This is a genomic window from Cryobacterium inferilacus, assembly GCF_019599185.1.
Classification (GTDB): Bacteria; Actinomycetota; Actinomycetes; order Actinomycetales; family Microbacteriaceae; genus Cryobacterium; species Cryobacterium inferilacus.
On the sequence record NZ_JAIEUL010000004.1, the window covers coordinates 1 to 23,071 of the forward strand.

The window sequence follows — 23,071 nt, forward strand, 5'->3', positions numbered from 1 at the left end:
ACTTAGACATCTCCACTAGAACCGGAGGTTCTCCCTTTTTTCAACCCCGACTGTCACCAACCTGTCGGCTCAGTACAGCTAGTCGATGACCTTGAGGTCTTTCCAGAACGCCACGTAACCGCTGTAGTCCTTGCCGACCCGGTCGAAGGAGCTCGGTGTGGGGGTGGGGTAGCTGAAGGCGCCATCGACCACCGACGAGACGCCGTCCGTGACGGTGAAGTACTGGCACGCGCCCTTCCAGGAGCAGGTGTATGCCGTGTCGGTGGGGGCGAAGAATTCATCCTTGATGCTCGACGGCGGGAAGTACCAGTTGCCCTCGATCTTGATCAGGTCGTTCTCGGGCGCTTCGGCCACGACGGTGCCGTTGAGTACTGCTTTCATGTCAGATTCCTTCGTTGGGCGGTGCATTGAGGCGGTCTACCAGCTACAGCGGCGTCGACGGGCTCCGTGCCCAACTCTCCTCCGGTACCGCGGTGCAACAGTGGCCGCACGGTGCGCATTCCCGGCGTGGTGACGTCCCACGACGGTCGAGCGTCCGGCGACCGGGCCGGCGACCGCACCGGGGCCGGCCGGTCAGGCGGGAAAGTCGAAGCTGGTCAGGACGGTGACACCGGTGCCGGGATCCACTGCCGGCGTCTGCGGTGCGGCGCTCGGGGTCTGTGTCGGACCCGGGGCGACGGCGACCCCGGCCAGGGCCTGGCCCGTCTCCGACGCCGCAACCAGGTGCTTCACCGCGCGTTTCAGGCCCACGAAGCTGGCGGCCGCTGCGGCGGCCTCCGGCGAGCAGTGGTCGATCCCGCGGTCGGCGAGGGCGTCGATCACAGCGCCGGCGGTGAGCTGGTCTTCCATCGCGAACCGGATGCTGCCGTCGGCGCGTCGCTCCCCGACCGCGACGACCGCGACCGAGAACCTGTCGCCCTTCTCGGTCTGGCGGGCGAGCGCCCAGTCGGCCACGAGGGCGCTCGTGGCGACGGTGGCGACGATCACGGTGTGGGCGCCGAGCGTGGTGGCGAAGCCGTGTGCAGCATCCACTGGCGGCAACTCGTCGGCCAGCACGATGACGTCGGCCTCGGCGGCGAGGGCTTGGAAACCAGCCAGGCCCCAGTCGAATCGGACCTGGTATTTGCTCTGGGGCTGGGCGTCGCTCACCCGTTCAGAATACCGGCCGGGGCACGCTCGCGGCCGAAATTCTCGTCACGGGGCGACACGCGACGGTCGCCCTCGCTCGAGTTGCCCCGGTGCGAACGACTCAGAGCGCGGGCGGCGCCGAGGGGGCGTCGTAGTGGGCCAGGGCCTCGGCATCCGTGGCGTGGGTCATCGCCCGGCGGGCGGTGTCGAGGGCGATGACCGGGTCGGCCTCGGCCTCGGCCAGGGCAAGCTGGCGTTCGGCCTCGGCCAGGCGGGTGCGGGCGTCGGCGCCCACCCGGCCCCGGTTGGCGGTGATGAAGTCGCGGGTGAGGCCGATCTGGCTGCGGGCGGCCAGGCGGGCGCCCACGTAGGCCTCGCGGGCGTTGTCGCGGCGTAACTGTCGGTTGCGGGCATCGGAGCGGGTGATGTCGAGGCCGTCCATCGCCTTGCGCAGCCGGGCGAGGTCGACGGCCGGGTCGCTCACCCGGTCGGGCCGGCGCAGCTCGGCCACGACGGCATCCGCGGTGGCGATCACCCGGTTGAGGTCGGCGCTGGCGTCGGACTCATCGTGCCGGTCGCGCAGGGCACGGGCCTCGGCGAGTTCGGTCTCGGCCCCGGCCAGGGCGGCGCCCAGACTGGCGAAGCCCACGTGCAGCTCGTCTTCGCCGATCTCGATGGCGTCCAGCAGGGTGGTGGCGGTGAACAGGGCCTGCTCGGCGGCGCTGATCTGGTCGCCGACGGGTTCGGTGGCGCCGTCGGCCAGGCGCACGGCGGCAGCATCCGCGGCCCGGCGGCCGGCCTCGATGGCGGTGCGGGCGCGCTCGACGTTGCCGCTGAACGGGGCCAGCGCCGCGGTCGAGTAGCTGCGGGCCAGCCGGGTGAGGGTGGCCGTGCCGCCGGCGAGCCTGTCGGCGGCCCGATCGAGGCGGCGGCGCACCTGGTCGAGCTGCAGCGGCGCGTTCTGCTCGAGCACCCGCTTGCTGTCGAACTCGCGGGTCTGCGCGTTGAGCCTGGCGGTGGCCTCGTCGGCGAGGCGGGTGATCTGCTCGGTCCACTGCCGGGTCTCGGCCGCGGTGTCCGGTTGCGCGTCGTCAAGCTTCTGCTTGAGCGCGAACGCCTCCCGCAACTGCCGCCTGGACACCTCGACCGCAGCGGCGAAGTCGGCCGTGGCCCGCTCACCGAACTGGGCGATCGCGAAACCGAGCTCGTCGGTGGCGGCCTCGATCAGGTCATCCGCCCGCACCAGGCTGATCGCGGCGGTGCGCGCGCGGTCGGTCAGCTCGGCGTGTTCGGCGGCACGGATGCGGCGACCCTTGCGCCGGGACGCCGCCACGAACAGCCAGATCACTCCCACAACCACGCCGAGGACGATGACGGACGGGAGCCACCACAGAGCATCAGTCATGCGGCCATCCTATTCAGCGAAGCTGGCGGAATGGCCGGTGGCGGGCAGTCTCGGGGCGTGTCCGGAAGGCATCCGGCGGGGCCGGGCGGGTCAGGCGCGGCGGCGGTCGTCCGCGCTGGGGCGGCGCATCTGCGCGCGGATCAGGTCGAAGTCGTGCCGGCTGATCTCCAGCAGACCGCGGCGCAGCTGCCGGCCCCAGTTCGGGTCGTCCCTGGTGAGGTCGAGCACCTTGAGCAGCGGGCGGATCGAGGCGGGCTCGGCATCCGTGTCGTACTGCACGCGCCGACGCCACGGCCGGTACTCGCTGCCGGAGGCGCCCACCTGCACCACCACGTTGTCGCTGACGTAGCCGATCGCGGTGAACTCGCGCAGCCGATCGCCCTCGAACTCCGTGCGCGGCGAGTAGTACACCAGGCCGTCGGACTCATTCATGTCTTCGAGCAGCTCGCGGGCGGCGAAGTTCATCTGCGCCAGGCCCATGGCGACGCTACGCAGCACATACTCCTGCTGCACCACCCCGAGCCAGTACCGAATCGCCACGGTACTAGTTGTACTGCATCGCCCCGACAGCACAGACTGAGTGCATGCGCGTACTGCTGAAAGAGATCCTCGATTGCCCGCCGGATGCCGCGTGGCGGGCGTTGGCCAGCCCCGCCGTGTTCCGTGAGGTGAGCGGCCCGCTGATGAGCGTGCAGTCGCTGGAAGCCACCGGGTTCCCCACCACCTGGACGCCGGGCGAGCACCCCGTCAGCATGAGCGGGCTGGGGGTGGTGCCGCTGGGCGAGCAGATGATCCGGCTGGAGATGGGCACCACCAAGAAGGGCGTGCGCATCGTGCACGACACCGGCAACGGCGTCTCAGGGGCGATGAAGGCGATCACGCACTGGGACCACCGGATGGCCATCTCGCCCGACCCGGCCGGCACCGGCAAGACCCTGTACCGCGACCAGCTGATCTTCTCCGCGGGACCGGCGACCCTCGCCGTCTGGCCGGGCCTGTGGGCGTTCTGGCAACTGCGGATGCTGCGGCTGAAGGCCCTGGCCCCCTCCTGGCGGTACGACCTGGGCGCGGACGATCCCGCCTTCGTCGCCGCCGGTGCGGCTGAGGGCTCCGGAGAGGTCAACGGGATAGCCTGAACCATGAGCACAACCATCGGAGCCCTGCAGATCGCCGACTGGCGCCGCCGCGTGTTCGGACTGTACGGCGGGGTGCGGCAGCTGAGCGTGCGCACACCCTCGGCCGGCCACGAACTGTGGCGCTCCGGGCGGGACGAACTGTTCGCCGGGCATCCGGCCTCCCCGCTGCTGCCGGACGACCGGGCCGCGTTCACCGGGCTCACCGTGTCGGCCTACGACCCGGACTGGCGGTTCGAGGTGGAGGTGCACCGCGCGCCGGAGCCGCACCGCATCAAGGTGGAGACCGGCACCGACGGCGTCGTGCCGTTCGACCTGATCGGCACCGTGCGGCTGCCCTACATCGGCTCGCTCGACGTCTGGCGACTGGCCAGCTACGGCGGCGGCCTGTTCCTGCCGCTGAAAGACGGCCTGGCCGGCAAGTCCGGCGGCACCTACGGCGGCGGCCGGTACCTGTTGGACACCATCAAGGGCGCCGACCTCGGCCCGGGCGTCGGTGACGACAGCCTGATCCTCGACTTCAACTTCGCCTACAACCCGTCCTGCGCGTACGACCCGATGTGGGCCTGCCCGCTGCCGCAGGCCGGCAACATCGTTTCGGTCGAGATCCCGGTCGGCGAGCTCTACACACCCAGGGACTAGAGTCCGAAGCCCCGGTCAGAGCGGCATTCCGGTTGGTTTCGGGTGGTTGGCTTGACAGCATCCGCTAGAGTGGACCTACTTGTGAGTTCGTAGTTGCGCTCACTGCGTCGTAGAACGCCCTCTTCTTATTGATGGCCGTCTCGCCCGAGTATGACTCGTTGCTGGCGGCCCGCTCGATTTCCGAATGAAACCTTCTTACGGCGAACGGATGTGCCCATCGGCACCTTCGCCATGTGAATCCTCCTGGCTCCGGCCGCACGCTTCGTGCGTCAACCGGTTCGAGCGAGGAGACTGATGCCCCGAAAGGCACCACTTTGTCTGAAACTTCCTTTGGCGCGCTTGGCGTGCCCGCTCCCCTCGTTGCCGTGCTCACCTCGCAGGGCATCGACAGCCCGTTCCCGATTCAGGTCGACACCCTGCCCGACACCCTCAAGGGCCGCGACGTCCTGGGCCGCGGTAAGACCGGCTCCGGCAAGACCCTCGCGTTCTCCATCCCGATGGTGTCCCGCCTCGGCGGCAAGCTCGCCGGCGGCAAGCGTCGCCCCGGTCGCCCGCTCGGCCTGATCCTCGCGCCGACCCGTGAGCTCGCCACCCAGATCACCGCGGCGCTCACCCCGCTCGCCGAGGCCTACGGCCTCAACACCACCACCATCTTCGGTGGCGTCTCGCAGAACCGTCAGGTCGCCGCGCTCAAGGCCGGCGTCGACATCGTCGTGGCCTGCCCCGGCCGCCTCGAAGACCTCATGAAGCAGGGCTTCGTCAACCTCGACTCCGTCGAGATCACCGTGCTCGACGAGGCCGACCACATGGCCGACCTGGGCTTCCTGCCCGTCGTCACGCGCATCCTGGACAAGACCCCGTCCAGCGGCCAGCGCCTGCTGTTCTCGGCCACGCTCGACAACGGCGTGGACAAGATCGTGCGTCGCTTCCTGCACAACGAGGTTCTGCACTCGGTCGACGAGGCCACCAGCCACGTCTCCGCGATGACCCACCACGTGTTCGAGGTCGACGGCGCCGACAGCAAGAAGGAGCTCATCGAGAAGCTCGCTTCGGGCAGCGGCCGCCGCATTCTGTTCATGCGCACCAAGCACCACGCCAAGAAGCTGGCCAAGGCGCTGACGGATGCGGGTATCCCCTCCGTCGACCTGCACGGCAACCTCTCGCAGGTGGCCCGTGACCGCAACCTCGCCGCGTTCAGCGCCGGCGACGTGAAGGTTCTCGTCGCCACCGACGTCGCCGCCCGTGGCGTGCACGTGGACGACATCGAACTCGTCATCCACGTGGACCCGCCCGCAGAGCACAAGGCGTACCTGCACCGCTCGGGCCGCACCGCCCGCGCCGGCAGCGCCGGTGACGTCGTCACCATCGTGCTGCCCGCCCAGAAGCGCGACACCGACCAGCTGCTGCGCAAGGCCGCCATCACGGTGACCCCGCAGCGCGTCAACGCCGGCTCCCCCGCCGTCGTCGCCCTCACCGGTGACGTGGCCGCGTACGTCAAGCCCGTTCCCCGTGTCGAGCAGCCGCAGGGCCAGTCGCAGGGCGGCCGCTCGCAGGGCGCCAACGCCCAGCGCAAGCGCGTCAACCGTGACGACCGTGACAACGGCGGCCGCGGCTCGCGCGACTCCGGCGGACGTGGCGGACGCAGCGGCGACGCCGTTGCCGCCGGCGGCGCCCGTCGCGAGCGCTCCGAACGCCCGGCCTCCGGCGGTCGTGGCAACGCGCCCCGCACCTCGGGCTCCGGCACCGGCGGCTCGGGTCGCTCCGGCGGCCTGCAGGTCGGCGGACTGGTTCGCGGCGGCGGCTCCACCGGTGGCGGCGCCCGCCGTTCGGCTCCGCGCCGCGCGCAGGGCTAGTCAGCCCCGCAGCATCCGCTCTCTGCACCACCCGCGAACGGGCCGGCTCTTCCTGGAGTCGGCCCGTTCGCCGGTTAACCCGGTTCGGGAGGCATAACTCCTGCTGGATTTCCCGCCGCCTCAGGTCCGCCGCATGATTCCGGGGCCGTACCGGCGCATCCGTGAAAATTGCAGGAGTTATGCACGCCGACGATCAGGCACCGGGTAGGTCGCTCGCCCGTTTGCTGGTCGCTCGCCCCCTGATCCTTGGTCCGACCTCGGGCTCGTTTGCCGCCGCCGCGTGCCGCAGTCAATCGGCGGCGGCGAGCACAACTCCTGCTAGATTTCCCGCTGCCTCGGGGCCGCCGCATAATTCCGGGGGCGGATCGGCGGATCCGCAGAGATTGCAGGAGTTATGCTCAGCGACGCCGAGGGAGGCCGCATCGGCCCGAGGCGCGGGGGTGGTTCGGCGGGGTCGGTGGCCTCGCGTAGGGTCGAAGTATGAACACCACCGTTGTTGTTCGGCCCGTCACCGAGACGGATGCCGACAGCCTGGGCCGCGTGCACGCGGCTTGCTGGCACGAATCCTATGACCACATCCTGAGCCGGGCTGCGCTGTCGCAGCTGCATCCGGAGCGTCTCGCCCAAATGTGGCGCCGTTTCTCGGTGCAGGGCCCCGGCTACCGCCACGTCGTGGCCGAGCTCGACGGCGAGATCGTCGGCTTCGCCGGCAGCGGCCCCGGGCGCGATGCCGGCGCCCCGACCGAGCACGAGCTGTACTTCATCTACCTGCTCGCCGACCACCAGGGCAGCGGCATCGGCCAGGCCCTCTTCGACGCGGTCGTCGACCCGGGCCCCACCTACCTCTGGGTCGCGGCCGACAACCCGCGCGCGCACCGGTTCTACGCCCGCAACGGCTACCTGCCCGACGGCCAGGAGCGCACCGAAGAGGTGCTCGGCGAGCCGTTCCGCGAGGTGCGGCTGGAGCGCTGACCGCACCCGTCCCCGCGGCCCGAGCCGGCCGCAGCCCGATTCCGCCCGGCGGGGTCGGGCTGTGCTGCACGCGGTCGCGGCCGGTCGGGCTGTGCTGCACGCGGTCGCGGCCGGTCGGGCCGGCGCCGCTCACGGCTCGCGGGCTGGGGTGCCGCACAGCTCGCGGCCGGCTGGGCGCCGCCGCACCCGTTCTCGGCAGGCTGCACCGGCGCATCCGGTGCCCTGAAACGGGCCAACGGCCGGTCCCCTAAAATCGAGGGATGCCCACGATTCCTGTCATTCTCGACGTCGACACCGGCGTTGATGACGCCCTCGCCATCCTGTTCGCCGTCGCCCACCCCGACATCGAGGTGCTTGGCATCAGCTGCGTCGCCGGCAACGCCTCGCTCGAACGCGTGGTGGAGAACACCCTGCGCATCCTCGACGTCGCCGACGCACCCCAGATCCCCGTGGCCGCCGGCGCCCGCCGCCCGCTGATCTCACCGGCCCGCAGCGCCTCGCACGTGCACGGTGAGGGCGGCCTCGGCACCGTGCACCTGCCGCCGGGCGAGCGCACCCCGGAGCCGGTGAACGCCGTCGAGCTGATGCGCCGGCTGATCACCGACAGCCCCCGCCCGGTGACCATCGTGGCGCTGGCCCCGCAGACCAACCTGGCGCTGCTGCTGCGCCAGTACCCCGACCTGGCCGAGAACATCGACCGGATCGTGTTCATGGGCGGCTCGGCCAGCGTGGGCAACGCCACCGCCGTGGCCGAGTTCAACGTCTGGCACGACCCCGAGGCGGCGGCGATCGTGCTGGATGCGGGCATCCCCACGTTCATGTACGGGCTGGATGTCTTCAACCAGGTGAGCGTGGAGAGGTCGGTGGCCGCCGCGCTCGAGGCCGGTGACTCGGCGTACGGCCGGGTGGTGGGCGCGCTGCTCGCCAACCGGGTGGCCCGCAGCGAGACCAGCGTGGCCGAGTACAGCGGCCTGATCGGCGACGCCGGCGCGATCTGCGCGCTCGTGGCCCCGGATGCCCTCACCACCCGGCTGTTGCCCGTGCGGGTGGAGCTGACCGGTTACGGCCGCGGCCAGACCATCGTGGACCAGCGGCGTGGCCGGGGCGAGGACAGCCTGCACGGCACGGTCGGCGGCTGGGAGGTGGCGGAGGTGGCCCTGGACGTGGACGCGCCGCGCTTCACCCGCCTGTTCCTCGACACCCTGGGCCTCGGCTAGGCCGACGAGGTCAGCGCAGGGCGCCGACCGAGGCCAGGGCCATGCGCAGCAGGCCGCCGCGGCCGCCCTCCATCTCGGCAGAGACGGCGTCGGTCGCGGCTTCCTCCGGGGTCATCCAGGTGAGCTCGAGGGCGTCCTGGCGGGGGTCGCAGGTGCCGGTGACGGGCACGACGTAGGCCAGTGAGACGGCGTGCTGGCGGTCATCCGTGAACGCGGTGATGCCGGGCATGGGGAAGTACTCGGCGACGGAGTACGGCACCGGGCTCGGCGGCAGCTGCGGGAACGCCATCGGGCCGAGGTCCTTCTCCAGGTGCCGGAAGAGCGCATCGCGCAGGGTTTCGCCGTAGAGCACCCGGCCGGAGACCAGGGTGCGGGTCATCTTGCCCTCCGGGGTGGCGCGCAGCAGCACGCCGACCTCGACGACCTGGCCCAGCCCGTCCACCCGCACGGGCACGGCCTCGACGTACAGCAGCGGCAGCCGCTGACGGATCTCGGCGAGCTCGACATCGCTCAGCCAGCCGGGATTGCTGCTCGGCGGCGGCGCGTCATCCCCGCCAGGCGTCCAGTCCGGATCGGGGTCAGGGGTGCGCACGCTCATACCTCATTGTGTCCCACCAAGCCCGCGGATGCATCCCTCCGCCGCGACACATTCTCAGTGAGTCGTACCGAAAGCCCCGATTCGGGCCGTATTTCGACGCTCACCTCTCGGTTCGCGTGACGCGAGGCGAGCCGGGTGGAAGGATTGGGGGACGGGGCGCCACATTCGGACGCGCCGGTGAGCGAAGGAAATACTGATGGCTGTTCGTCCCGAAGGTATTGACGCGGCCGCGGTGCTGTGGTCGGCGGCCGAGCCCGACCGGGTGGGCCGCCCGCTGTTGCTCGTGCTGCACGGCTACGGCTCGCACGAGGGCGACCTCTTCGCCCTGGCCCCTCACCTGCCGTTGGAGCCGACCATCGCCGCGCTGCGGGCGCCGCTGCCGGTGGGGCAGGGCTGGTCCTGGTTCCCGATCGGTGTGCCGGGCAACCCGGTGGGCGACGCCCTCGACGCCGCCGCGCTGGGCATCCTGGCCTGGCTCGACGCCCTGCCGGAGCAGCCCACCTCGATCGGCCTACTCGGCTTCTCCCAGGGCGGCGCCATGACCCTGCAGCTGATGCGGCACGCGCCGGAGCGGTTCGCGTTCGCGGTGCAGTTGTCCGGGTTCATCGCCAGCGGCACGCATCCGGGCGACGCCCGCCTGGCCGAAGTGAAGCCACCGGTGTTCTGGGGCCGCGGCACCCTCGACCCGGTCATCCCCGAGGCGGCGGTGGCCCGCACGCAGGCCTGGCTACCGGGCCACTCCACCCTCACCGAGGGCATCTACGAGGGGCTCGGCCACTCCATCTCGCAGGCGGAGCTCGGCGAGATCGCCACGTTCCTGCGCGAACAGTACGCCACGCCGGCGGCCTAAGGGTTCGAACTAGAGCAGCTTGCGGCCGGCTTCTTCGTTCTGGGCGATCTGACGCTCGATGTGCGCCTTCTTGCGGGCCTTCTCGGCGTCGCGGTCCTTCACCCGGATCTGCTCGGCGCGGACCTCGAACTGGGTGGCGCGCTCGGTGACGAGCCAGGCCGGCGGCTGCTGCAGCAGCGCCTGAATCTCGGCGGTGGTGAGGGGTTCGGTGACGTCACCGCGAACCAGACCCGAGATGGAGACGCCGAGCTTGGCGGCGACAACCTGCTTGGGGTGCGGGCCGTTGGCGCGCAGTTCGGTGAGCCACTCGGGCGGGTTGGCCTCGAGGGCGGCCAGCTCGGTGCGGGACACCGGGGCGGACTGGAACTCTTCGGGTGCTGCTTCGAGCAGAATCCCAAGCTTCTGGGCAGCCGTGGCCGGCTTCATGGTCTGGGGCTTCTTCTCGCTCATACTTCCAGCGTATAGCCTGAGAGCACTAAGGTTTCGGTGTCCTGTGCCCGCCGGCCCGCAGACAGCGCCTTTCAGACACCAGAAACCACCCAACGAGAGGATGCCGGTGACCTTTTCCATTGCCTTCGTCGCCGGAGTCACCCCCACCAAGTGGACCCGAATCTGGGAGTCCCGCCGCCCGGACGTCGAACTCGAGGTCTTCCGCACGAGCATCTCCGACCAGGAGAGCGTGCTGCGCGACGGGCGCGCCGATGTGAGCCTGGTGCGCCTGCCGATCAACGAAGAGGGTCTGAGCCTGATCGCCCTCTACAACGAGATTCCTGTCGTGGTCGTGGCCAAGGACCACTTCGTGGCGGATGCCGACAGCGTGGTCGTCGCCGACCTCGTGGACGAGCACCTGCTGCAGGACCCGGACGAGGTGCCGGAGTGGCGCGACGCCGCGGTGGAGGTGCGCGACGGCAGCCGCCGCGCCCTGCCGCCGATGCGCGACATGGACGAGACCATGGAACTGGTCGCCGCCGGGGTGGGCATCGTCATCGTGCCGCATTCCGTGGCCCGGCTGCACAGCCGCAAGGATGTTGTCGCCAAGCCGATCGAGGACACCGCCGAGAGCCGCATCGCCCTGGCCTGGCGCACCGTGGACACCACCCCGGACGTGGAGGACTTCATCGGCATCGTGCGCGGCCGCACCAGGGACAGCTCCCGCACCAACGCGGTGGCCGCCGGCGACGAACCGGTGAAGAAGGAGAAGAAGACCGCGAAGGCCAAGGCCGCCGCGAAGGCCGTGCGCGCCGCGGCCGCCGCCGCGAAGCCGGCCACCCCGCGCAAGACGCAGGGCGGCCCCGGCCGCACGCGCAACTCCCCCAGCCCCCAGGCCGGCAAGCGCCGCGGCGGTCGCTGACCGACGCTGCCTTGCCGCGCGGCCGAGCTAGGCGGGCGCCACCGGCTGCCGCAGCACGGTCTTGAGCTTCTCCGGGGCCGTGCGGCGCGGGTCGCCCAGGTACACCTCGTGGTGCCGGCCCCGTTCCCTAAGGCCCAGCCCCGGCAGCACCTCGCCGTGCAGCCGGGCCAGCGCCGGCGTCTCGTCGTCGTACGAGCCCACGTGCAACAGCTGCGCGCACCGGCCCTCGTCGAGGCGTTCGATGCGCACTCGGTCGATGCCGGGCAGGTTCTTCTTCGCCCGTGCCACCGCGACGGCCTCCTGGATCTGCGCATCGCTGACCCAGTCGGGTTGGCCGATCAGCATGGTCCAGCTCCAGGCGGTCTTGTCCCTGGCGGTGAAGACGGATGCGTCGTCGGCGTACCAGAGCCCCTCCAGCGGCCCCACCACCAGGTCGTGCCCGGCACGCTTGCTCGCGAACTTCAGCGTGTACGCCACCGCGTAGAGCGCTTCGACTGCCTCGGCGTAGGCCGGCGCCGTGTTCGGGTCGCCGGAGCCGTCCACCGCGAGGAATCGTTGCGGCGGCACCTCGAGCAGCTCCCAGTCCCGGTTCTTCGGGGCGTACAGGGCGCGGAGCTCCCGCTTCACGTCGTACGGCGCGGCGTGAACCTCGGTCACGACGCTCAGAGTTCCATCACCGCGATGACGTTACCGGCCGGATCGGCGAACCAGCCTCCGGTCGGCATGCCACCACCGCGAACGATTCCCCGCTCGTCCTGCTCGAAGCCGTCGTAGCGCAGAAATTCCACGCCCCGCTCGGTGAGCACATCCACGGCCTGCTCGATGTCGGCGACGGCCAGATTGAGGATGGTGAACACCGCCGGTTCGTGGTCCTCCTTGGGGTAGACGATCACCATGCCGCCACCGGGGAGGGTGATCTCCAGCATACCCATCGGGTTGTCCGCCACATCCAGGCCGACCACCTCCCGATAGAAGTCGCGGGCGGCGTCCAGGTCGGGCACGGCGAATCCGCTGAAGCCACGCAGATAGGTCAGTTCGGTTGTAACCATGATCCACTCCCCTCTTCGGTGAGACCGGGCTTGTCCCGGGCTGCCCCGGTCAGCGCGAGCTGATCTGGGCGAACTTACGGATGCATAGTGGCACGAACACCACGAGCAGCACCACCACTCCGATGAGCACCGTCGCGACCGGGTTCTGCAGCGTCCAGACATCCGGTACCGGCGCGCTGCCCTCGTTGCCGAACAGTTCGCGGGCGGCCTGCACGAGTGCGGACACCGGGTTGTATTCGGCGAAGGTCTTCAGCGGCTCCGGCAGCGTCTCGATCGGCACGAACGCGTTGGAGATGAAGGTGATCGGGAACAGGATGATGAACGACGCGTTGTTGATCACCTCCGGCGAGCGCACGCTCATGCCGAGCAGGGCCATCACCCAGCTGAACGCGTAGCTGAACAGCAGCAGCAGGGCGAGGCCGGCGAAGAACTCACCCATCGACGAGTTCACCCGCCAGCCCACCAGGAACCCGGTGGCCATCATGATGATCATCGAGATGGTGTTGAGCACCAGGTCGCCGTTGGTGCGGCCGACCAGCACGGCGGATGAACTCATCGGCAGGCTGCGGAACCTGTCGATGATGCCGTCCTTGAGGTCTTGCGCCATGGCCGAGCCGGAGAAGGTGGAGCCGAACACCACGGTCTGGGCGAAGATGCCGGCCATCAGGAACTGCACGTAATCGGTGCCCTGCACCGCGATGGCGCCGGCGTAGACCTGGCTGAACAGCAACACGAACATGATCGGCTGGATGACTGCGAACACCAGCATGTCCGGGGTGCGCTTGATCTTGATGAGGTTGCGCTTGGTCGTCGTCCAGCCGTCCGAGAACCAGAGCGACAGTGGGTTCCAGTTGGGCGGGGCGAGGACGGGGCGTTCGACTGTCGTGGTCATTTCACCAGCTCCTGCTTCTCGTCTTCGTTCTCGTCCGCCGCCAGATCGGCCTTGTGCCCGGTGAGCTTGAGGAAGACGTCGTCGAGGGTGGGTCGGCGCATTCCAGCGTCGTGCAACTCGATGCCGGCGCTTCGCAGGTCGGCGAGCACGTGCTGCAGGGCGGGCGGTCCGTCGGTGACGGCCACGTCGAGGCCGCGCCCGTCGCTGGAAACCTGCGGCTCCCCCGCTCCGTACCGGGCCAGGACCTCCCTGGCGGCAGCGCCGTCGGCCGCGTCGACCAGGGCGATGACCACCCGGTGACCACCGATCTGGGCCTTCAGTTCGTCCGAGGTGCCCTCGGCGATGACCTTGCCATCGTCGATCACCGCGATGCTGTCGGCGAGCTGGTCGGCCTCCTCGAGGTACTGGGTGGTGAGCAGCACCGTGGTGCCGTTGTCGACGAGCCTGTTGATCACGCCCCACAGCGCCATCCGGCTGCGCGGGTCGAGCCCGGTGGTCGGTTCGTCGAGAAAGAGGATCTTGGGGTTGAACACCAGGGCGCCGGCCAGGTCGATTCGGCGGCGCATGCCGCCGGAGAACCCCTTCACCGGCCGGTTGCCCGCCGCGGTGAGTTCGAACAGGTCGATGAGTTCCTGTGCCCGCCGCCTCGACGCCGCTCCGCCCAGGTGGTAGAGCCGCCCGACCATCTCGAGGTTCTCGAAGCCGGTGAGGTTCTCGTCGACCGCCGCGTATTGCCCGGACACGCCGATGATGCTGCGCACGGCCTTCGGGTCGTCGAGCACGTTGATGCCGTCGACGATCGCGGTGCCGGCATCCGGGCGGATGAGGGTGGTCAGGATCTTGACCACCGTGGTCTTGCCGGCTCCGTTCGGGCCGAGGATGGCCTTGACCGTGCCGGCCGGAACGGAGAGGTCGAGCCCGGACAGTGCGTGCACCGGTCCGGTCTTGGATTTGTAGGTCTTGGTGAGCCCGGAGGCTTCGATTATCGCCATGTCATGCCCCTGCCGAATCGGGTGGGTATGCTGATATGTAGACGATGTCCACATGTGAGCTTTTATCGTAACCAACCGGAGGCAGCGTGGCAACGGGTAACGCGAATTCGACGGTACGAACTTCGTACCGGCACGGTGACCTGCGCCGGGCCCTGATCGAGGCCGGGGTCGACCTCGCGCGCGAGGGCGGTCCGGCCGCCGTAGTGCTCCGGGAGGCGACCCGCCGCGCCGGCGTGACGCCCAACGCCGCCTACCGGCACTTCGCCGACCGCCAGGCGCTGCTGGATGCCGTCTGCTCGAGCTGCCAGGCGCTCGTCGCGTACTCCATCGAGGCCGATCAGGCGCAGGTCACGACGACGGATCCGGTAGAGGCGGCCCGGTTGCGGTTCCGGGCGGTCGGCACCGGCTACCTGCGCTTCGCCCTCGAACAACCCGGCCAGTTCCAAACCGCATTCTCCGCCTCCTCCGACATGGAGAGCGCCACGAGCTCGGCCCGCGCGGGGGCCAGCGGGCTCACCCCGTTCCAACTGCTCAGCCAGGCCCTCGACGACCTCGTCACCGTACGCCTGCTGCCACCGGAGCGTCGCCCGGCGGCGGAATTCCTGGCCTGGTCGTCGGTGCACGGGCTCGCCGAGCTGTTCATCGACGGGCCACTGCGCGCCCTGCCGGATGCGGTGAAGCAGACGCTCATCGTGCGGGTGATCGACATGGTGGAGAAGGGGCTCTAGGGCTCGGCGGGACGGCCGGCCCCGCGCGTCTCCACCATGGCGTTGCGCAGCCAGGCCACGCTGATGTCCAGCACCGTGCTCGTGCCGTCCGGCACGGCCGGGTGCAGGTCGGTGCTCTGCCAGGCCAGACGCAACCCGGCACGCGGGTAGGCGGACTCGGGGGCGCAGGTGGAGAGGTAGCCGCTGCCCTCCGGCACCACGACGAGACAGACGACATCCGACGGCCCCCGCGCGGCGTAGTACGGCGAATCCGTCACACCGTCGTCGTCGGCGTCGGTCCAGCCGGCCGAGCCCAGGTAGCGGAACGACTCGGGCCGGAACGCCTCCGGCATCTCCACCCGGGGAATGTCCCTGCCGGTCTGCAGCCGCTCGAAAACCTGGCCGACCAGAACGGGGTCGTTACTGCCAGCCGCCTCGGTGTCGGCCACACCGTCGGCCACCGTGGCGGAGTCGCCGGGCACACCGCCCTCGGCGCCGGGGCGGATGGCCAGGGTGGCGCCGGTGCCCACCAGCGCGCCCAGCAGCGCCGCGACGGCCAGGCCCCAGCCGAGCCGGCGCGGCCGGGCGGCTGCCTCCGCCGGCCCGGCCACGAGCGCGGGGCCGTCGGGACCGGCGGCATCCGTTCCGACCGGGCCGGGTGGGTTGCCGCCCGTCGCCGGGTCGCCCACCGCCGTGCCCGTCGCCGGGTCGCCCGCCGCGAGGTTGCCCGCCGCGAGGCCGCCCGCCGCGATCTCGGCCTGCACCGCCCGGATGGCCGCGGCCACCGCGGCATCCCCCGCGGCATCCCCCTCGGCGGAGAAGGCCCGCCGCTGCAGGGCCCGCAGTCTCTCCTGCAGCTCCTGCTCCCGGCTGCTCTCCTGCAGCTCCTTCTCCCGGCTGTCGGCCACGACACTCCCGTCGTTGATGCGCACATCCTGCCACGGACCGTCACGGACCGCCCGGCGGTGCGTCGGCACGGCACGCCCGCCCGGCCGCCCGCCATTGGCCGGCCCCGGCGCCGGTGGCAGGATGCCCGCATGACGGCGACCGACACGACCGACAGCCGGGCGGATCCGTGGGGCGGACCACGCCAGGCCCGCTGGCAGCGGGCCGTGGACTGGCCGCTGACGATCGCGGCCCTCCTGTTCCTGATCGCTTATTCGATCACCGTGATCGCCGATGTCGACGTCGCCACCGCCGACGTGCTGCGGGTCGTGATCGTGCTCAGTTGGGCGCTGTTCCCGGTGAGTTACCTGGTGGAGATCGTGCTGGCCCGCCGCCCGTGGCAGTGGCTGGTGCGGCATCCGGTGAACCTGCTCTTCGTACTGCTGCCGCTACTGCGGCCGCTGCGCCTGCTGCGGGTCGTGGCGCACAGCCGGGTGTTCCAGCACTCCGCCGGCACGGCCTTTCGCGCCCGGGTGCTGGTCTACCTCGCCGGGGCCGCGATCCTGGTCACCTATATCGCCGCGCTGGCGGTGTTCGACGCCGAACGGGCGGCGCCGAACGCCAACATCGTCTCGTTCGGCGATTCGCTGTGGTGGGCCGCGGTGACCATCACCACGGTCGGCTACGGCGATTTCACGCCGGTCACCCTGCGCGGCCGGGGCATCGCCACCGGCCTGATGCTCGGCGGGGTGGCCGTGCTGGGTGTGCTGACGGCCACGTTGTCGTCGTGGATCGTGCAGCGGGTGAGCGCCCTGGAGGCGGATCGCCACCGGCCGACCGAGGGCCCCAAACCCGAATAGGGCCAACGAGGCGGGAATGATACACTCTCTGAATACCCTTAACGAACCGCTGTGCCATTTTCAGTCGCGTGTTGTATCCGGTGATCTGCCCCGGGTACCTCGAATCGGCTGGTCGACACTGTGGAGGAGCACGTCAGCGCCCCGCGCAGACGTCCGGGTGATACGTCAACCACGCTTAACGAATAACGAGGCTGCATCAGATGATTTTCGAAGTCGGCGAGACCGTCGTCTACCCCCACCACGGCGCAGCGACGATCACGTCGGTCGACACCCGCACGATCAAGGGTGTCGAGAAGCGCTACATCACGCTCACTGTGCACCAGAGCGACCTGGCCATCAACCTGCCCATCGATAACGCCGAGCTCGTCGGTGTGCGCGACGTCATCGACGCCGCCGGTGTCGAGGCCGTCTTCGACGTGCTCCGCAGCGACGTCGAAGAAGAGCCCAGCAACTGGTCGCGCCGGTACAAGGCCAACACCGAGAAGATGGGCAGCGGCAGCGTCTACCGCGTCAGCGAGGTCGTTCGCGACCTGTGGCGCCGCGACCGCATCTCCGGCGTCTCCGCCGGCGAGAAGCGGATGCTCATCAAGGCCCGTCAGGTTCTCGTCTCCGAGCTCGCGCTCGCGCAGAAGTCCACCGAAGAGGAAGCCTTCGTCACCCTCGACGACGTGCTGAACGCCAGCGTCGCCGAAGTCGCTTAGCCCCAGCCTTACAGCGCGCCGTCGGATGATCACCCCGTTGATCACCCGGCGGCGCGTTTCTGCGTTAGGCCGGCCGCGTCCCGGTGACCGGTTCCACAGGCGCGCGCTGGTGGCGGCGCTGCTGCCGGTTCTGCTGGTGGCCGGCGCGCTGACCGGCTGCACGACCACGGCTGCGCCGAGCACGGATGCGCCGCTCGCCGGCGCGGTCACCCTGCCACCAGCCGGGGCCGGGTTCGACTACCAGCTCGGCGGGGCATACGACCCGCCGGCCGGCATCCGTACCGTCGTGCGCGACAGCACCGCGGATGCGGTCGCGGGCCTCTACTCGATCTGTTACCTCAATGGATTCCAGACCCAGCCGGCGGAGTCCGAGCGGCTGTGGGCGGACTCCCCCGAACTGATCCTCACCGCCGGCACCGAGCCGGTGCAGGACGAGAACTGGCCGGACGAGTATCTCTTCGACACCGGCAGCGCCGACTCGCGGGCGGGCATCGAGGCCCTGCTGCGACCGCAGATCGAGGGCTGCGCCGCCGCCGGGTTCGACGCCGTGGAGATCGACAACCTCGATTCGTACACCCGCTCGGCCGGCCTGCTCGACGCGGCCGACAACATCGCTCTGGCGCGTCTGTTCGTGGCCACTGCCCACGAGGCGGGCCTGGCGATCGGCCAGAAGAACACCGCCGACCTCGCGGCCGAGCTGGCCGGGGACTTCGACTTCGCCGTCACCGAGGAGTGCGACCGGTGGCAGGAGTGCGGGCTGTACACCGCCGCCTACGGCGACCACGTGCTGGCGATCGAGTACGCCGACGACCTGCGGGAGGACTTCGCCGCGGCCTGCGCCGTGCCCGACCGGCCGCGCTCGATGATTCTGCGCGACCGGGACCTCGTGACGCCCGGCACCGCCGGCTACCGCTACCGGAGCTGCTGACCGGCGCTCAGGCGGGTGCCGGCTGGCGGGGAGCGAGTCGCGGCGCCCAGCCGAACGCCACGGCCGCGCCGGCCAGGGCGAGCTGGCCCACGTACGGCAGCACGGCCGAGACCACCGATACGTCGCCCCCGCTGGTCATGAAGCTGTCGGCGATGGACATGCCGATGCCGAAGCCGGCGAAGAACCTGAAGAAGATCGCACCGCCGACCAGGCCGAGGAGCACGATCGCGAGCCGGCGCGGGGTGAGGGCTGCGGCGCGGGGATGGGCGGCCGCGGCCAGCACGATGAGGGCCGCCAGCGACCAGAACAGGGCCCAGATACCGATCAGCACGGCGGTGGTGGTGAGGCTGAAACCGTCCCGCGACGCCATCAGGGCGTAGATGGTGGCCAGGTCGGTGCCGGGCACCTTCGCCTCCGGGTTCCAGACCAACAGGTCGATGGCGCCGACCACGACGACCGCGATCACCGCGGCCGCGCCGAGCACGGCGACGGGAACCCGCCGCCGGCGTACCGCGGTGCGGTCCTTCAGCCCGATTGGCATCGAGCCGCCGAGCACCACGATCCCGCCGGCGAGGGCCGCGACGATGACGAGGAAACCGACGGCCGAGAGCCAGGCCGGCAGCCCGGGCACCAGCGCCGCGGCGAGCACGAGCGCTGGGCCCAGGATCGCCGCGAGCAGGGTGACGCTGGCGGTACGGGTCGCGGCCACCCGGGCGGCGCCGGCCAGATAGAGGGCCGCGATCACCGCGAGCAGAACCGCCAGACGCAGCACGAGCCATCCGGCGGTCTGCAGCGCAGCGACCACACCGGCCGTGGCCGCCTCACCCTGCGGCACGATGCCGCCGCCGGTGAAGTAGCTGCCGAACAGGATGACCACGGCGGCGGCGGCCAGGGCGAAACCGCGGCGGGCCAGCCGGCGCGGCAGTGTGCCGCGTGCTTCGCCGGAGTGGGCGGGCAGGTCGCGGTCGAGGGTGAGGCTGAGCGCGGCTGCACCGAGCAGCACATCGCGCCGGGAGAGGCCGGCCTCGGCCGCGCCGGCGGCATCCGCTCGCCACTCTTCGAGATACCGGATGCGCGCCAGCGGCGGCAGCAGCCGAGCCAGGAGGCGCAGCAGCAGGTCGACGATCATGCGCGGGCCCCCGCCGGTGTGAACCGGGCCACTCGCGCGGGCCGGCCCGGCCGCGTCGCGCGGCTCGCCCGGGTCGCCGGCTCTGCCCGGGTCTCGAACCGGGCCACGGCGCTCCGCGCCGCCTCGCCGCCGTCGCTGGTGAGCGCGTACAGCCGGCGCCGGGGACCGGAGCGGTCGGTGTCCGGCTCCCACGACGAGGTCGCCCAGCCGGCGTTTTCGAGACGCTCGAGAATGGGGTAGACGCTGCCTGCGGGGCGGCCGGTGCGCTTGATCACGAGCATCCCCCAGACGGCGGCGCCATCGTCGAGGAGGACGCGGAGCACGTCGATGGTAGCGGGGGTCAGGCGCGAGAGCGGGGTCACGAGCGCAACTCTAGCTATATAGAGATAGCGCGTCAATCGGTTGCGACCGGGGCCGGCCGGGCTCAGCTCGCGCGCGACGCACCGAGCGTCGTGAGCAACGCATCCAGTTTGGCGAAGGACTCCCGCCAGCCCACGGCACCCATCTCGGCCAGATCCCGCGGGAGCGGGCCCTGCTCCAGGTGCAGCCGGGTGCCGCTGCCGGCGGCCACGAGATCGATCGTGAGCACGAGTCGGGTGCCGTCCGGCACCCCGGGCATGCCCCGCGCGTCTTCGTAGCCGACCAGGCGCTCGTTCGGGCGCACCTCGGTGAACACCGAGTGGACCGGTGAGGTGATGGCCGGATTGTCGTTGTTCACCATCACCAGGCGCCAGGACCCGCCGGGCACGGGGTTGATGCGCACCGTCGAGCGGGGAACGTGGAAGCCGGCCGGGCCGAACCACTGGGCCAGCAGGTCGGGGTCGGTGAAGGCCGCGTACACCCGGTCTGGCCCGGCCGCGAAGTCGCGTTCGAGCACCAGGTTGCCGGTGGCGGTGGTCGTATCCAACATGCTCGGGGTCCTTTCTCGAAGCCGGTGCCTGCGGCCGGCAAGTGCGGCCGGGCTGCCCGGCGGTACTCGACACCGTCAATATGCGCGCTGATCGGGCGGCGGTCAAGGTGTCGACGCGGTGCCGGCCGGGCGCATCAGCCGCCAAAGCAGGGCACGTTCGCACACCCCCCAGACCGCGCTCACGGTGAGGTACAGCGCCGCGGCCAGGGGCACGAACGCCGCGAACAGCACGCTGATCAGCGGCAACCAGCTGAGCGCCCCGGTCAGGGCGGCCTGCGCCCCCGGGGTGAGTGCCGGTGTGCCGGGAGCCGGAGCCTGCGAGGTCGGAGCCTGCGGAGCCGGCGCACCGGTGGCGGACTGCGCGAGCATCACCCGGCGGCTGAGCAGCTGAGCGACCAGCAGCACGGCGAGCACTCCCCCGCCGACCAGCAGCACCGCCGGGCCGGCGGCGGCACCCCAGCCGGTGACCCCGGTGAGGATGCTGGTGCCCAGCGGGCTGCCCAGCAGCGTGCCGTCGAGCAGCGCGTTGCCGTGCCCGTTGATCTCGCCCAGCACGAACAGTCCGTAGACGATCGAGACGATCGGGGCCTGCACGAGCAGGGGCAGGCATCCGGCCAGGGGCGAGGCGTTCTCGGCGGCGTACAGGGCGGCGGTTTCGCGCTGCAGCCGTTCGGGTGAGGCGCCGTGGCGGCGGCGCAGCTCGGCCAGGCGCGGGGCCAGACGTTGCCGCACCCGCTGCGCGCGGGCCTGGGACACCCCCACCGGGACGAGCAGCAGCCGGAGGGCGAGGGTGACGAGCACGATCGCGAGGGCACCGGCATCCGTGGCGGCGACGGGGGTGAGGAACAGGGTGAGGTTGTGCAGCACGGCGTAAGCCAGGTCGAGCACGGCCGCGATGGGGCCGAAGGCGTAGATGTTCATTGAAAGACTCCCGGTCGGAATACGGAAAATGGGGAACCGTATGGTCGCGAGAGGGAGCGCGCACCCGGCGGGTGCAGCGCGAGAAGGGTCCCTAGGCGACCGGGAGGGCGCGGCCCGGCGCGCGCGGCTGGGGCTTGCCCGGCGCATCCGGAACGCTCTGGCCAACCTGGGAGGCCAGCTCGGGGTGGGGCCTGGCACCGGGCCGCGGGGCGCCGGTGAGCACCATGACCAGCACCGCCAGCACCTGCTGGGCGGCGCCGGTGACGGCCGTGGCCGAGGCGCACAGGCTGACGATGGCGGCCAGGGCGAGAAGTTCGCCGAAGCCGCGGCCGTCGAGCGAGAGGGCGCCGAGGGAGAACGCGCCGAGGCCGACCCCGAGGCTGAGGCCCAGGGCCACCGACAATCGGGCGGTCGGGGACGCCAGACGCAGTGTCACCATCAGCGCGCGCATCCGACCCCCTTTCGGTCAGTCAATCCCGTCAGTTTAGCTGGGGGCCGGGCGTGCAGGCCAGGTGCAGCGGCAGGAGTTGTACGGGATGGGTGGCGGTTCGGGTCAGAGGGCCCGCACCGAGTTATTGCGCTTGTCGTGGGTCAGTTCGACCAGGCCGAGGTGCTCCAACAGTGGGGGGAGGTACATGCCGAATCGGCCGCGATATCCCTTCCGTAGGCCGTACCAGCCGCCAACCGGGTTGTCCTCCGACCGACCCCAGGCCTCGACGCTGCCCTCCACGGCGGGCTTGTTCTCGTCGCTGGCGCCGAGCGGCACCCAATCGCCCTGTTCCACGAGCCAGGCATGTAGGTCATCGATGGCCCTGGCCTGGTACTTCAAAGTGGTGGAGCCGACCCGGCAGACGAGCTCATCACCCTCCCTGTGCATCGTGTAGCTGGCGGTGCCGGGCGGCGTCGTGAGCTGCCACGGCTCGGCCGCGGTTCCTTCGGTCATGGTCTCTCCCGCTCCTCGGCCAGTGGATGCCGGCCGGTATCGGTCAGTGTAGGCCCGGTCGAAATCCTCCGGGCGGCTCGACGTCGGCGCCAGCAGCACCGGGTACGCTGAGCGCACGTGAACCACGGGAAGGACCGCGCCATGGCCAAGAAGGCAGCCGCCACACCCCGCATGAACAAGAAGCTCTATGAGGGTGAGCTGCGCCGGTTGCAGGCCGACCTCGTGACCATGCAGGAGTGGGTGCGCGAGTCCGGTGCCCGGATCGTGGTGATCTTCGAGGGCCGCGATGCCGCCGGCAAGGGGTCGGCGATCAAGCGGGTCACCGAGTACCTCAACCCGCGCATTGCGCGGATCGTGGCGCTGCCGGTGCCCACCGACCGTGAGCGCGCTCAGTGGTACTTCCAGCGCTACATCGAGCACCTGCCCACGGCCGGGGAGATCGTGCTGATGGACCGGTCCTGGTACAACCGGGCCGGCGTCGAGAAGGTGATGGGCTACTGCACCCCCGACGAGTACCGGCGTTTCCTGCACCAGGCGCCCCTGTTCGAACGGATGCTCGTCGAGGACGGCATCATCCTGCTCAAGTACTGGTTCTCGGTGTCTGATCACGAGCAGGAGCTGCGCTTCCGCTCCCGGCTGAAAGACCCGATGCGGCGCTGGAAGCTCTCGGAGACCGACGTGCTCTCGATCACCAAGTGGGTGGACTACTCGAAGGCGAAGGACGAGATGTTCGTGCACACCGACATCGCCGAGGCACCCTGGTGGGTGGTGGAGAGCGAAGACAAACGGGCCGCCCGCCTCAACATGATCAGCCATTTCCTGTCGATGGTGCCCTACGAGCAGATGGAACCGCCGCTGGTGCGCATCCCGCACCGGCCGCCGGCCTCCGACTACGAGCGACCGCCGCGCGAGCTGAACCGGCCGGTGCCCGACCACGCGGCGCGTATCGCCGAGCTGGCCGCAGAGGCGAAGGGCAAGAAAAAGGGCTGACCCGCAGGGCGAGCG

The 23,071-nt window shown here is 70.6% G+C and carries 29 protein-coding genes; 12 read left to right on the forward strand and 17 right to left on the reverse strand.

What is annotated here, in order from left to right; genetic code table 11:
- Nucleotides 1–78 precede the first annotated feature (78 nt).
- The 4 genes from K2F54_RS04875 to K2F54_RS04890 form a co-directional block, all read right to left on the reverse strand.
- A complete protein-coding gene (locus K2F54_RS04875; RefSeq protein WP_220604743.1) occupies nt 79–381 on the reverse strand; it encodes a DUF427 domain-containing protein in 303 nt (100 codons plus the stop codon).
- Nucleotides 382–573: 192 nt separating this feature from the next.
- The gene (locus K2F54_RS04880; RefSeq protein WP_220604744.1) at nt 574–1,149 is read right to left on the reverse strand and encodes a hypothetical protein; all 576 of its coding nucleotides are present in this window, start codon (nt 1,147–1,149) and stop codon (nt 574–576) included.
- 100 nt (nt 1,150–1,249) lie between these two features.
- The gene (locus K2F54_RS04885) at nt 1,250–2,533 is read right to left on the reverse strand and encodes a coiled-coil domain-containing protein (RefSeq protein ID WP_220604745.1); all 1,284 of its coding nucleotides are present in this window, start codon (nt 2,531–2,533) and stop codon (nt 1,250–1,252) included.
- 90 nt (nt 2,534–2,623) lie between these two features.
- Nucleotides 2,624–3,073, reverse strand: coding sequence for an EVE domain-containing protein (locus K2F54_RS04890; RefSeq protein WP_308287519.1), 450 nt, complete (start codon nt 3,071–3,073; stop codon nt 2,624–2,626).
- Nucleotides 3,074–3,117: 44 nt separating this feature from the next.
- Between K2F54_RS04890 and K2F54_RS04895 the strand changes: the two genes are divergently transcribed.
- The 5 genes from K2F54_RS04895 to K2F54_RS04915 all read left to right on the forward strand — a co-directional run bounded on the left by K2F54_RS04895 (nt 3,118) and on the right by K2F54_RS04915 (nt 8,350).
- A complete protein-coding gene (locus tag K2F54_RS04895; protein WP_220604746.1) occupies nt 3,118–3,669 on the forward strand; it encodes a hypothetical protein in 552 nt (183 codons plus the stop codon).
- Nucleotides 3,670–3,672: 3 nt separating this feature from the next.
- The gene (locus tag K2F54_RS04900) at nt 3,673–4,308 is read left to right on the forward strand and encodes a DUF1684 domain-containing protein (RefSeq protein ID WP_220604747.1); all 636 of its coding nucleotides are present in this window, start codon (nt 3,673–3,675) and stop codon (nt 4,306–4,308) included.
- 314 nt (nt 4,309–4,622) lie between these two features.
- Entirely contained in the window at nt 4,623–6,161 is a 1,539-nt protein-coding gene (locus tag K2F54_RS04905; RefSeq protein ID WP_220604748.1) for a DEAD/DEAH box helicase, read from the forward strand.
- A gap of 480 nt (nt 6,162–6,641) precedes the next feature.
- Complete coding sequence (locus K2F54_RS04910) at nt 6,642–7,133, forward strand: GNAT family N-acetyltransferase (RefSeq protein ID WP_220604749.1); 492 nt, start codon at nt 6,642–6,644, stop codon at nt 7,131–7,133.
- A 260-nt stretch (nt 7,134–7,393) separates the two neighbouring features.
- Nucleotides 7,394–8,350 (forward strand): nucleoside hydrolase, encoded by a 957-nt coding sequence (locus tag K2F54_RS04915; RefSeq protein ID WP_220604750.1) that lies wholly within the window; start codon nt 7,394–7,396, stop codon nt 8,348–8,350.
- 10 nt (nt 8,351–8,360) lie between these two features.
- Here K2F54_RS04915 and K2F54_RS04920 read toward each other — a convergent pair whose 3' ends face one another.
- Nucleotides 8,361–8,948, reverse strand: a complete 588-nt coding sequence (locus tag K2F54_RS04920; protein ID WP_220604751.1) for an NUDIX hydrolase family protein — start codon at nt 8,946–8,948, stop codon at nt 8,361–8,363.
- A gap of 196 nt (nt 8,949–9,144) precedes the next feature.
- Between K2F54_RS04920 and K2F54_RS04925 the strand changes: the two genes are divergently transcribed.
- Nucleotides 9,145–9,798: an alpha/beta hydrolase gene (locus K2F54_RS04925; RefSeq protein WP_220604752.1), complete on the forward strand. Its 654-nt coding sequence runs from the start codon at nt 9,145–9,147 to the stop codon at nt 9,796–9,798.
- Nucleotides 9,799–9,807: 9 nt separating this feature from the next.
- On the opposite strand, the gene K2F54_RS04930 is transcribed toward K2F54_RS04925, so the two are convergent.
- Nucleotides 9,808–10,248, reverse strand: coding sequence for a DUF5997 family protein (locus K2F54_RS04930; protein ID WP_255576721.1), 441 nt, complete (start codon nt 10,246–10,248; stop codon nt 9,808–9,810).
- 100 nt (nt 10,249–10,348) lie between these two features.
- On the opposite strand from K2F54_RS04930, the gene K2F54_RS04935 reads away from it, so the two are divergent.
- Entirely contained in the window at nt 10,349–11,149 is an 801-nt protein-coding gene (locus tag K2F54_RS04935; RefSeq protein ID WP_220604753.1) for a LysR family substrate-binding domain-containing protein, read from the forward strand.
- A 27-nt stretch (nt 11,150–11,176) separates the two neighbouring features.
- Here K2F54_RS04935 and K2F54_RS04940 read toward each other — a convergent pair whose 3' ends face one another.
- From K2F54_RS04940 to K2F54_RS04955, 4 genes are read right to left on the reverse strand one after another with little or no spacing between them, the layout of a single operon-like run.
- Entirely contained in the window at nt 11,177–11,806 is a 630-nt protein-coding gene (locus K2F54_RS04940) for a GyrI-like domain-containing protein (RefSeq protein WP_220604754.1), read from the reverse strand.
- A gap of 5 nt (nt 11,807–11,811) precedes the next feature.
- On the reverse strand, nt 11,812–12,198 hold the full coding sequence (locus K2F54_RS04945) for a VOC family protein (protein WP_220604755.1): 387 nt from the start codon (nt 12,196–12,198) through the stop codon (nt 11,812–11,814).
- 49 nt (nt 12,199–12,247) lie between these two features.
- Entirely contained in the window at nt 12,248–13,090 is an 843-nt protein-coding gene (locus K2F54_RS04950) for an ABC transporter permease (protein ID WP_220604756.1), read from the reverse strand.
- Nucleotides 13,087–14,082 (reverse strand): ATP-binding cassette domain-containing protein, encoded by a 996-nt coding sequence (locus tag K2F54_RS04955; protein ID WP_220604757.1) that lies wholly within the window; start codon nt 14,080–14,082, stop codon nt 13,087–13,089. The genes K2F54_RS04950 and K2F54_RS04955 overlap by 4 nt, the downstream gene beginning before the upstream one ends.
- 86 nt (nt 14,083–14,168) lie before the next feature.
- Here K2F54_RS04955 and K2F54_RS04960 point away from each other — a divergent pair, with 86 nt between their 5' ends.
- Nucleotides 14,169–14,810, forward strand: coding sequence for a TetR/AcrR family transcriptional regulator (locus tag K2F54_RS04960; RefSeq protein ID WP_220604758.1), 642 nt, complete (start codon nt 14,169–14,171; stop codon nt 14,808–14,810).
- Here K2F54_RS04960 and K2F54_RS04965 read toward each other — a convergent pair.
- Nucleotides 14,807–15,721, reverse strand: a complete 915-nt coding sequence (locus K2F54_RS04965; protein ID WP_220604759.1) for a hypothetical protein — start codon at nt 15,719–15,721, stop codon at nt 14,807–14,809. The two genes, K2F54_RS04960 and K2F54_RS04965, sit on opposite strands and share 4 nt — an antisense overlap.
- Before the next feature lie 105 nt (nt 15,722–15,826).
- Here K2F54_RS04965 and K2F54_RS04970 point away from each other — a divergent pair, with 105 nt between their 5' ends.
- The 3 genes from K2F54_RS04970 to K2F54_RS04980 all read left to right on the forward strand — a co-directional run bounded on the left by K2F54_RS04970 (nt 15,827) and on the right by K2F54_RS04980 (nt 18,163).
- A complete protein-coding gene (locus K2F54_RS04970) occupies nt 15,827–16,534 on the forward strand; it encodes a potassium channel family protein (RefSeq protein ID WP_220604760.1) in 708 nt (235 codons plus the stop codon).
- Nucleotides 16,535–16,734: 200 nt separating this feature from the next.
- Nucleotides 16,735–17,235 (forward strand): CarD family transcriptional regulator, encoded by a 501-nt coding sequence (locus K2F54_RS04975; protein WP_220604761.1) that lies wholly within the window; start codon nt 16,735–16,737, stop codon nt 17,233–17,235.
- Between the two features lie 25 nt (nt 17,236–17,260).
- Nucleotides 17,261–18,163, forward strand: coding sequence for an endo alpha-1,4 polygalactosaminidase (locus tag K2F54_RS04980; RefSeq protein WP_220604762.1), 903 nt, complete (start codon nt 17,261–17,263; stop codon nt 18,161–18,163).
- A 7-nt stretch (nt 18,164–18,170) separates the two neighbouring features.
- Here the strand turns inward: K2F54_RS04980 and K2F54_RS04985 are convergent, their stop codons facing one another.
- The 6 genes from K2F54_RS04985 to K2F54_RS05010 all read right to left on the reverse strand — a co-directional run bounded on the left by K2F54_RS04985 (nt 18,171) and on the right by K2F54_RS05010 (nt 22,066).
- Nucleotides 18,171–19,292, reverse strand: a complete 1,122-nt coding sequence (locus K2F54_RS04985) for a hypothetical protein (RefSeq protein ID WP_220604763.1) — start codon at nt 19,290–19,292, stop codon at nt 18,171–18,173.
- A complete protein-coding gene (locus K2F54_RS04990) occupies nt 19,289–19,654 on the reverse strand; it encodes a PadR family transcriptional regulator (RefSeq protein WP_308287520.1) in 366 nt (121 codons plus the stop codon). The genes K2F54_RS04985 and K2F54_RS04990 overlap by 4 nt, the downstream gene beginning before the upstream one ends.
- 62 nt (nt 19,655–19,716) lie before the next feature.
- On the reverse strand, nt 19,717–20,202 hold the full coding sequence (locus K2F54_RS04995) for an SRPBCC family protein (RefSeq protein WP_220604764.1): 486 nt from the start codon (nt 20,200–20,202) through the stop codon (nt 19,717–19,719).
- 102 nt (nt 20,203–20,304) lie between these two features.
- Nucleotides 20,305–21,123 (reverse strand): YidC/Oxa1 family membrane protein insertase, encoded by an 819-nt coding sequence (locus tag K2F54_RS05000; RefSeq protein ID WP_220604765.1) that lies wholly within the window; start codon nt 21,121–21,123, stop codon nt 20,305–20,307.
- 91 nt (nt 21,124–21,214) lie between these two features.
- Nucleotides 21,215–21,574, reverse strand: a complete 360-nt coding sequence (locus K2F54_RS05005; protein ID WP_220604766.1) for a DUF6412 domain-containing protein — start codon at nt 21,572–21,574, stop codon at nt 21,215–21,217.
- Nucleotides 21,575–21,676: 102 nt separating this feature from the next.
- Nucleotides 21,677–22,066: a DUF6855 family protein gene (locus K2F54_RS05010; protein WP_220604767.1), complete on the reverse strand. Its 390-nt coding sequence runs from the start codon at nt 22,064–22,066 to the stop codon at nt 21,677–21,679.
- A gap of 141 nt (nt 22,067–22,207) precedes the next feature.
- On the opposite strand from K2F54_RS05010, the gene ppk2 reads away from it, so the two are divergent.
- Nucleotides 22,208–23,056: a polyphosphate kinase 2 gene (gene ppk2, locus K2F54_RS05015; protein WP_255576723.1), complete on the forward strand. Its 849-nt coding sequence runs from the start codon at nt 22,208–22,210 to the stop codon at nt 23,054–23,056.
- Nucleotides 23,057–23,071 lie beyond the last annotated feature (15 nt).

Coding starts and splice junctions, on each gene's coding strand:
- ppk2 (WP_255576723.1), top strand. CDS start 22,208: ATGGCCAAGAAGGCAGCCGCCACACCCCGCATGAACAAGAAGCTCTAT.
- K2F54_RS04875 (WP_220604743.1), bottom strand. CDS start 381: ATGAAAGCAGTACTCAACGGCACCGTCGTGGCCGAAGCGCCCGAGAAC.
- K2F54_RS04915 (WP_220604750.1), top strand. CDS start 7,394: ATGCCCACGATTCCTGTCATTCTCGACGTCGACACCGGCGTTGATGAC.
- K2F54_RS04935 (WP_220604753.1), top strand. CDS start 10,349: ATGCCGGTGACCTTTTCCATTGCCTTCGTCGCCGGAGTCACCCCCACC.
- K2F54_RS04950 (WP_220604756.1), bottom strand. CDS start 13,090: ATGACCACGACAGTCGAACGCCCCGTCCTCGCCCCGCCCAACTGGAAC.
- K2F54_RS04910 (WP_220604749.1), top strand. CDS start 6,642: ATGAACACCACCGTTGTTGTTCGGCCCGTCACCGAGACGGATGCCGAC.
- K2F54_RS04955 (WP_220604757.1), bottom strand. CDS start 14,082: ATGGCGATAATCGAAGCCTCCGGGCTCACCAAGACCTACAAATCCAAG.
- K2F54_RS05000 (WP_220604765.1), bottom strand. CDS start 21,123: ATGAACATCTACGCCTTCGGCCCCATCGCGGCCGTGCTCGACCTGGCT.
- K2F54_RS04980 (WP_220604762.1), top strand. CDS start 17,261: ATGATCACCCCGTTGATCACCCGGCGGCGCGTTTCTGCGTTAGGCCGG.
- K2F54_RS04895 (WP_220604746.1), top strand. CDS start 3,118: ATGCGCGTACTGCTGAAAGAGATCCTCGATTGCCCGCCGGATGCCGCG.
- K2F54_RS04995 (WP_220604764.1), bottom strand. CDS start 20,202: ATGTTGGATACGACCACCGCCACCGGCAACCTGGTGCTCGAACGCGAC.
- K2F54_RS04985 (WP_220604763.1), bottom strand. CDS start 19,292: ATGATCGTCGACCTGCTGCTGCGCCTCCTGGCTCGGCTGCTGCCGCCG.
- K2F54_RS04945 (WP_220604755.1), bottom strand. CDS start 12,198: ATGGTTACAACCGAACTGACCTATCTGCGTGGCTTCAGCGGATTCGCC.
- K2F54_RS05005 (WP_220604766.1), bottom strand. CDS start 21,574: ATGCGCGCGCTGATGGTGACACTGCGTCTGGCGTCCCCGACCGCCCGA.
- K2F54_RS04930 (WP_255576721.1), bottom strand. CDS start 10,248: ATGAGCGAGAAGAAGCCCCAGACCATGAAGCCGGCCACGGCTGCCCAG.
- K2F54_RS04975 (WP_220604761.1), top strand. CDS start 16,735: ATGATTTTCGAAGTCGGCGAGACCGTCGTCTACCCCCACCACGGCGCA.
- K2F54_RS04925 (WP_220604752.1), top strand. CDS start 9,145: ATGGCTGTTCGTCCCGAAGGTATTGACGCGGCCGCGGTGCTGTGGTCG.
- K2F54_RS04970 (WP_220604760.1), top strand. CDS start 15,827: ATGACGGCGACCGACACGACCGACAGCCGGGCGGATCCGTGGGGCGGA.
- K2F54_RS04885 (WP_220604745.1), bottom strand. CDS start 2,533: ATGACTGATGCTCTGTGGTGGCTCCCGTCCGTCATCGTCCTCGGCGTG.
- K2F54_RS04900 (WP_220604747.1), top strand. CDS start 3,673: ATGAGCACAACCATCGGAGCCCTGCAGATCGCCGACTGGCGCCGCCGC.
- K2F54_RS04920 (WP_220604751.1), bottom strand. CDS start 8,948: ATGAGCGTGCGCACCCCTGACCCCGATCCGGACTGGACGCCTGGCGGG.
- K2F54_RS05010 (WP_220604767.1), bottom strand. CDS start 22,066: ATGACCGAAGGAACCGCGGCCGAGCCGTGGCAGCTCACGACGCCGCCC.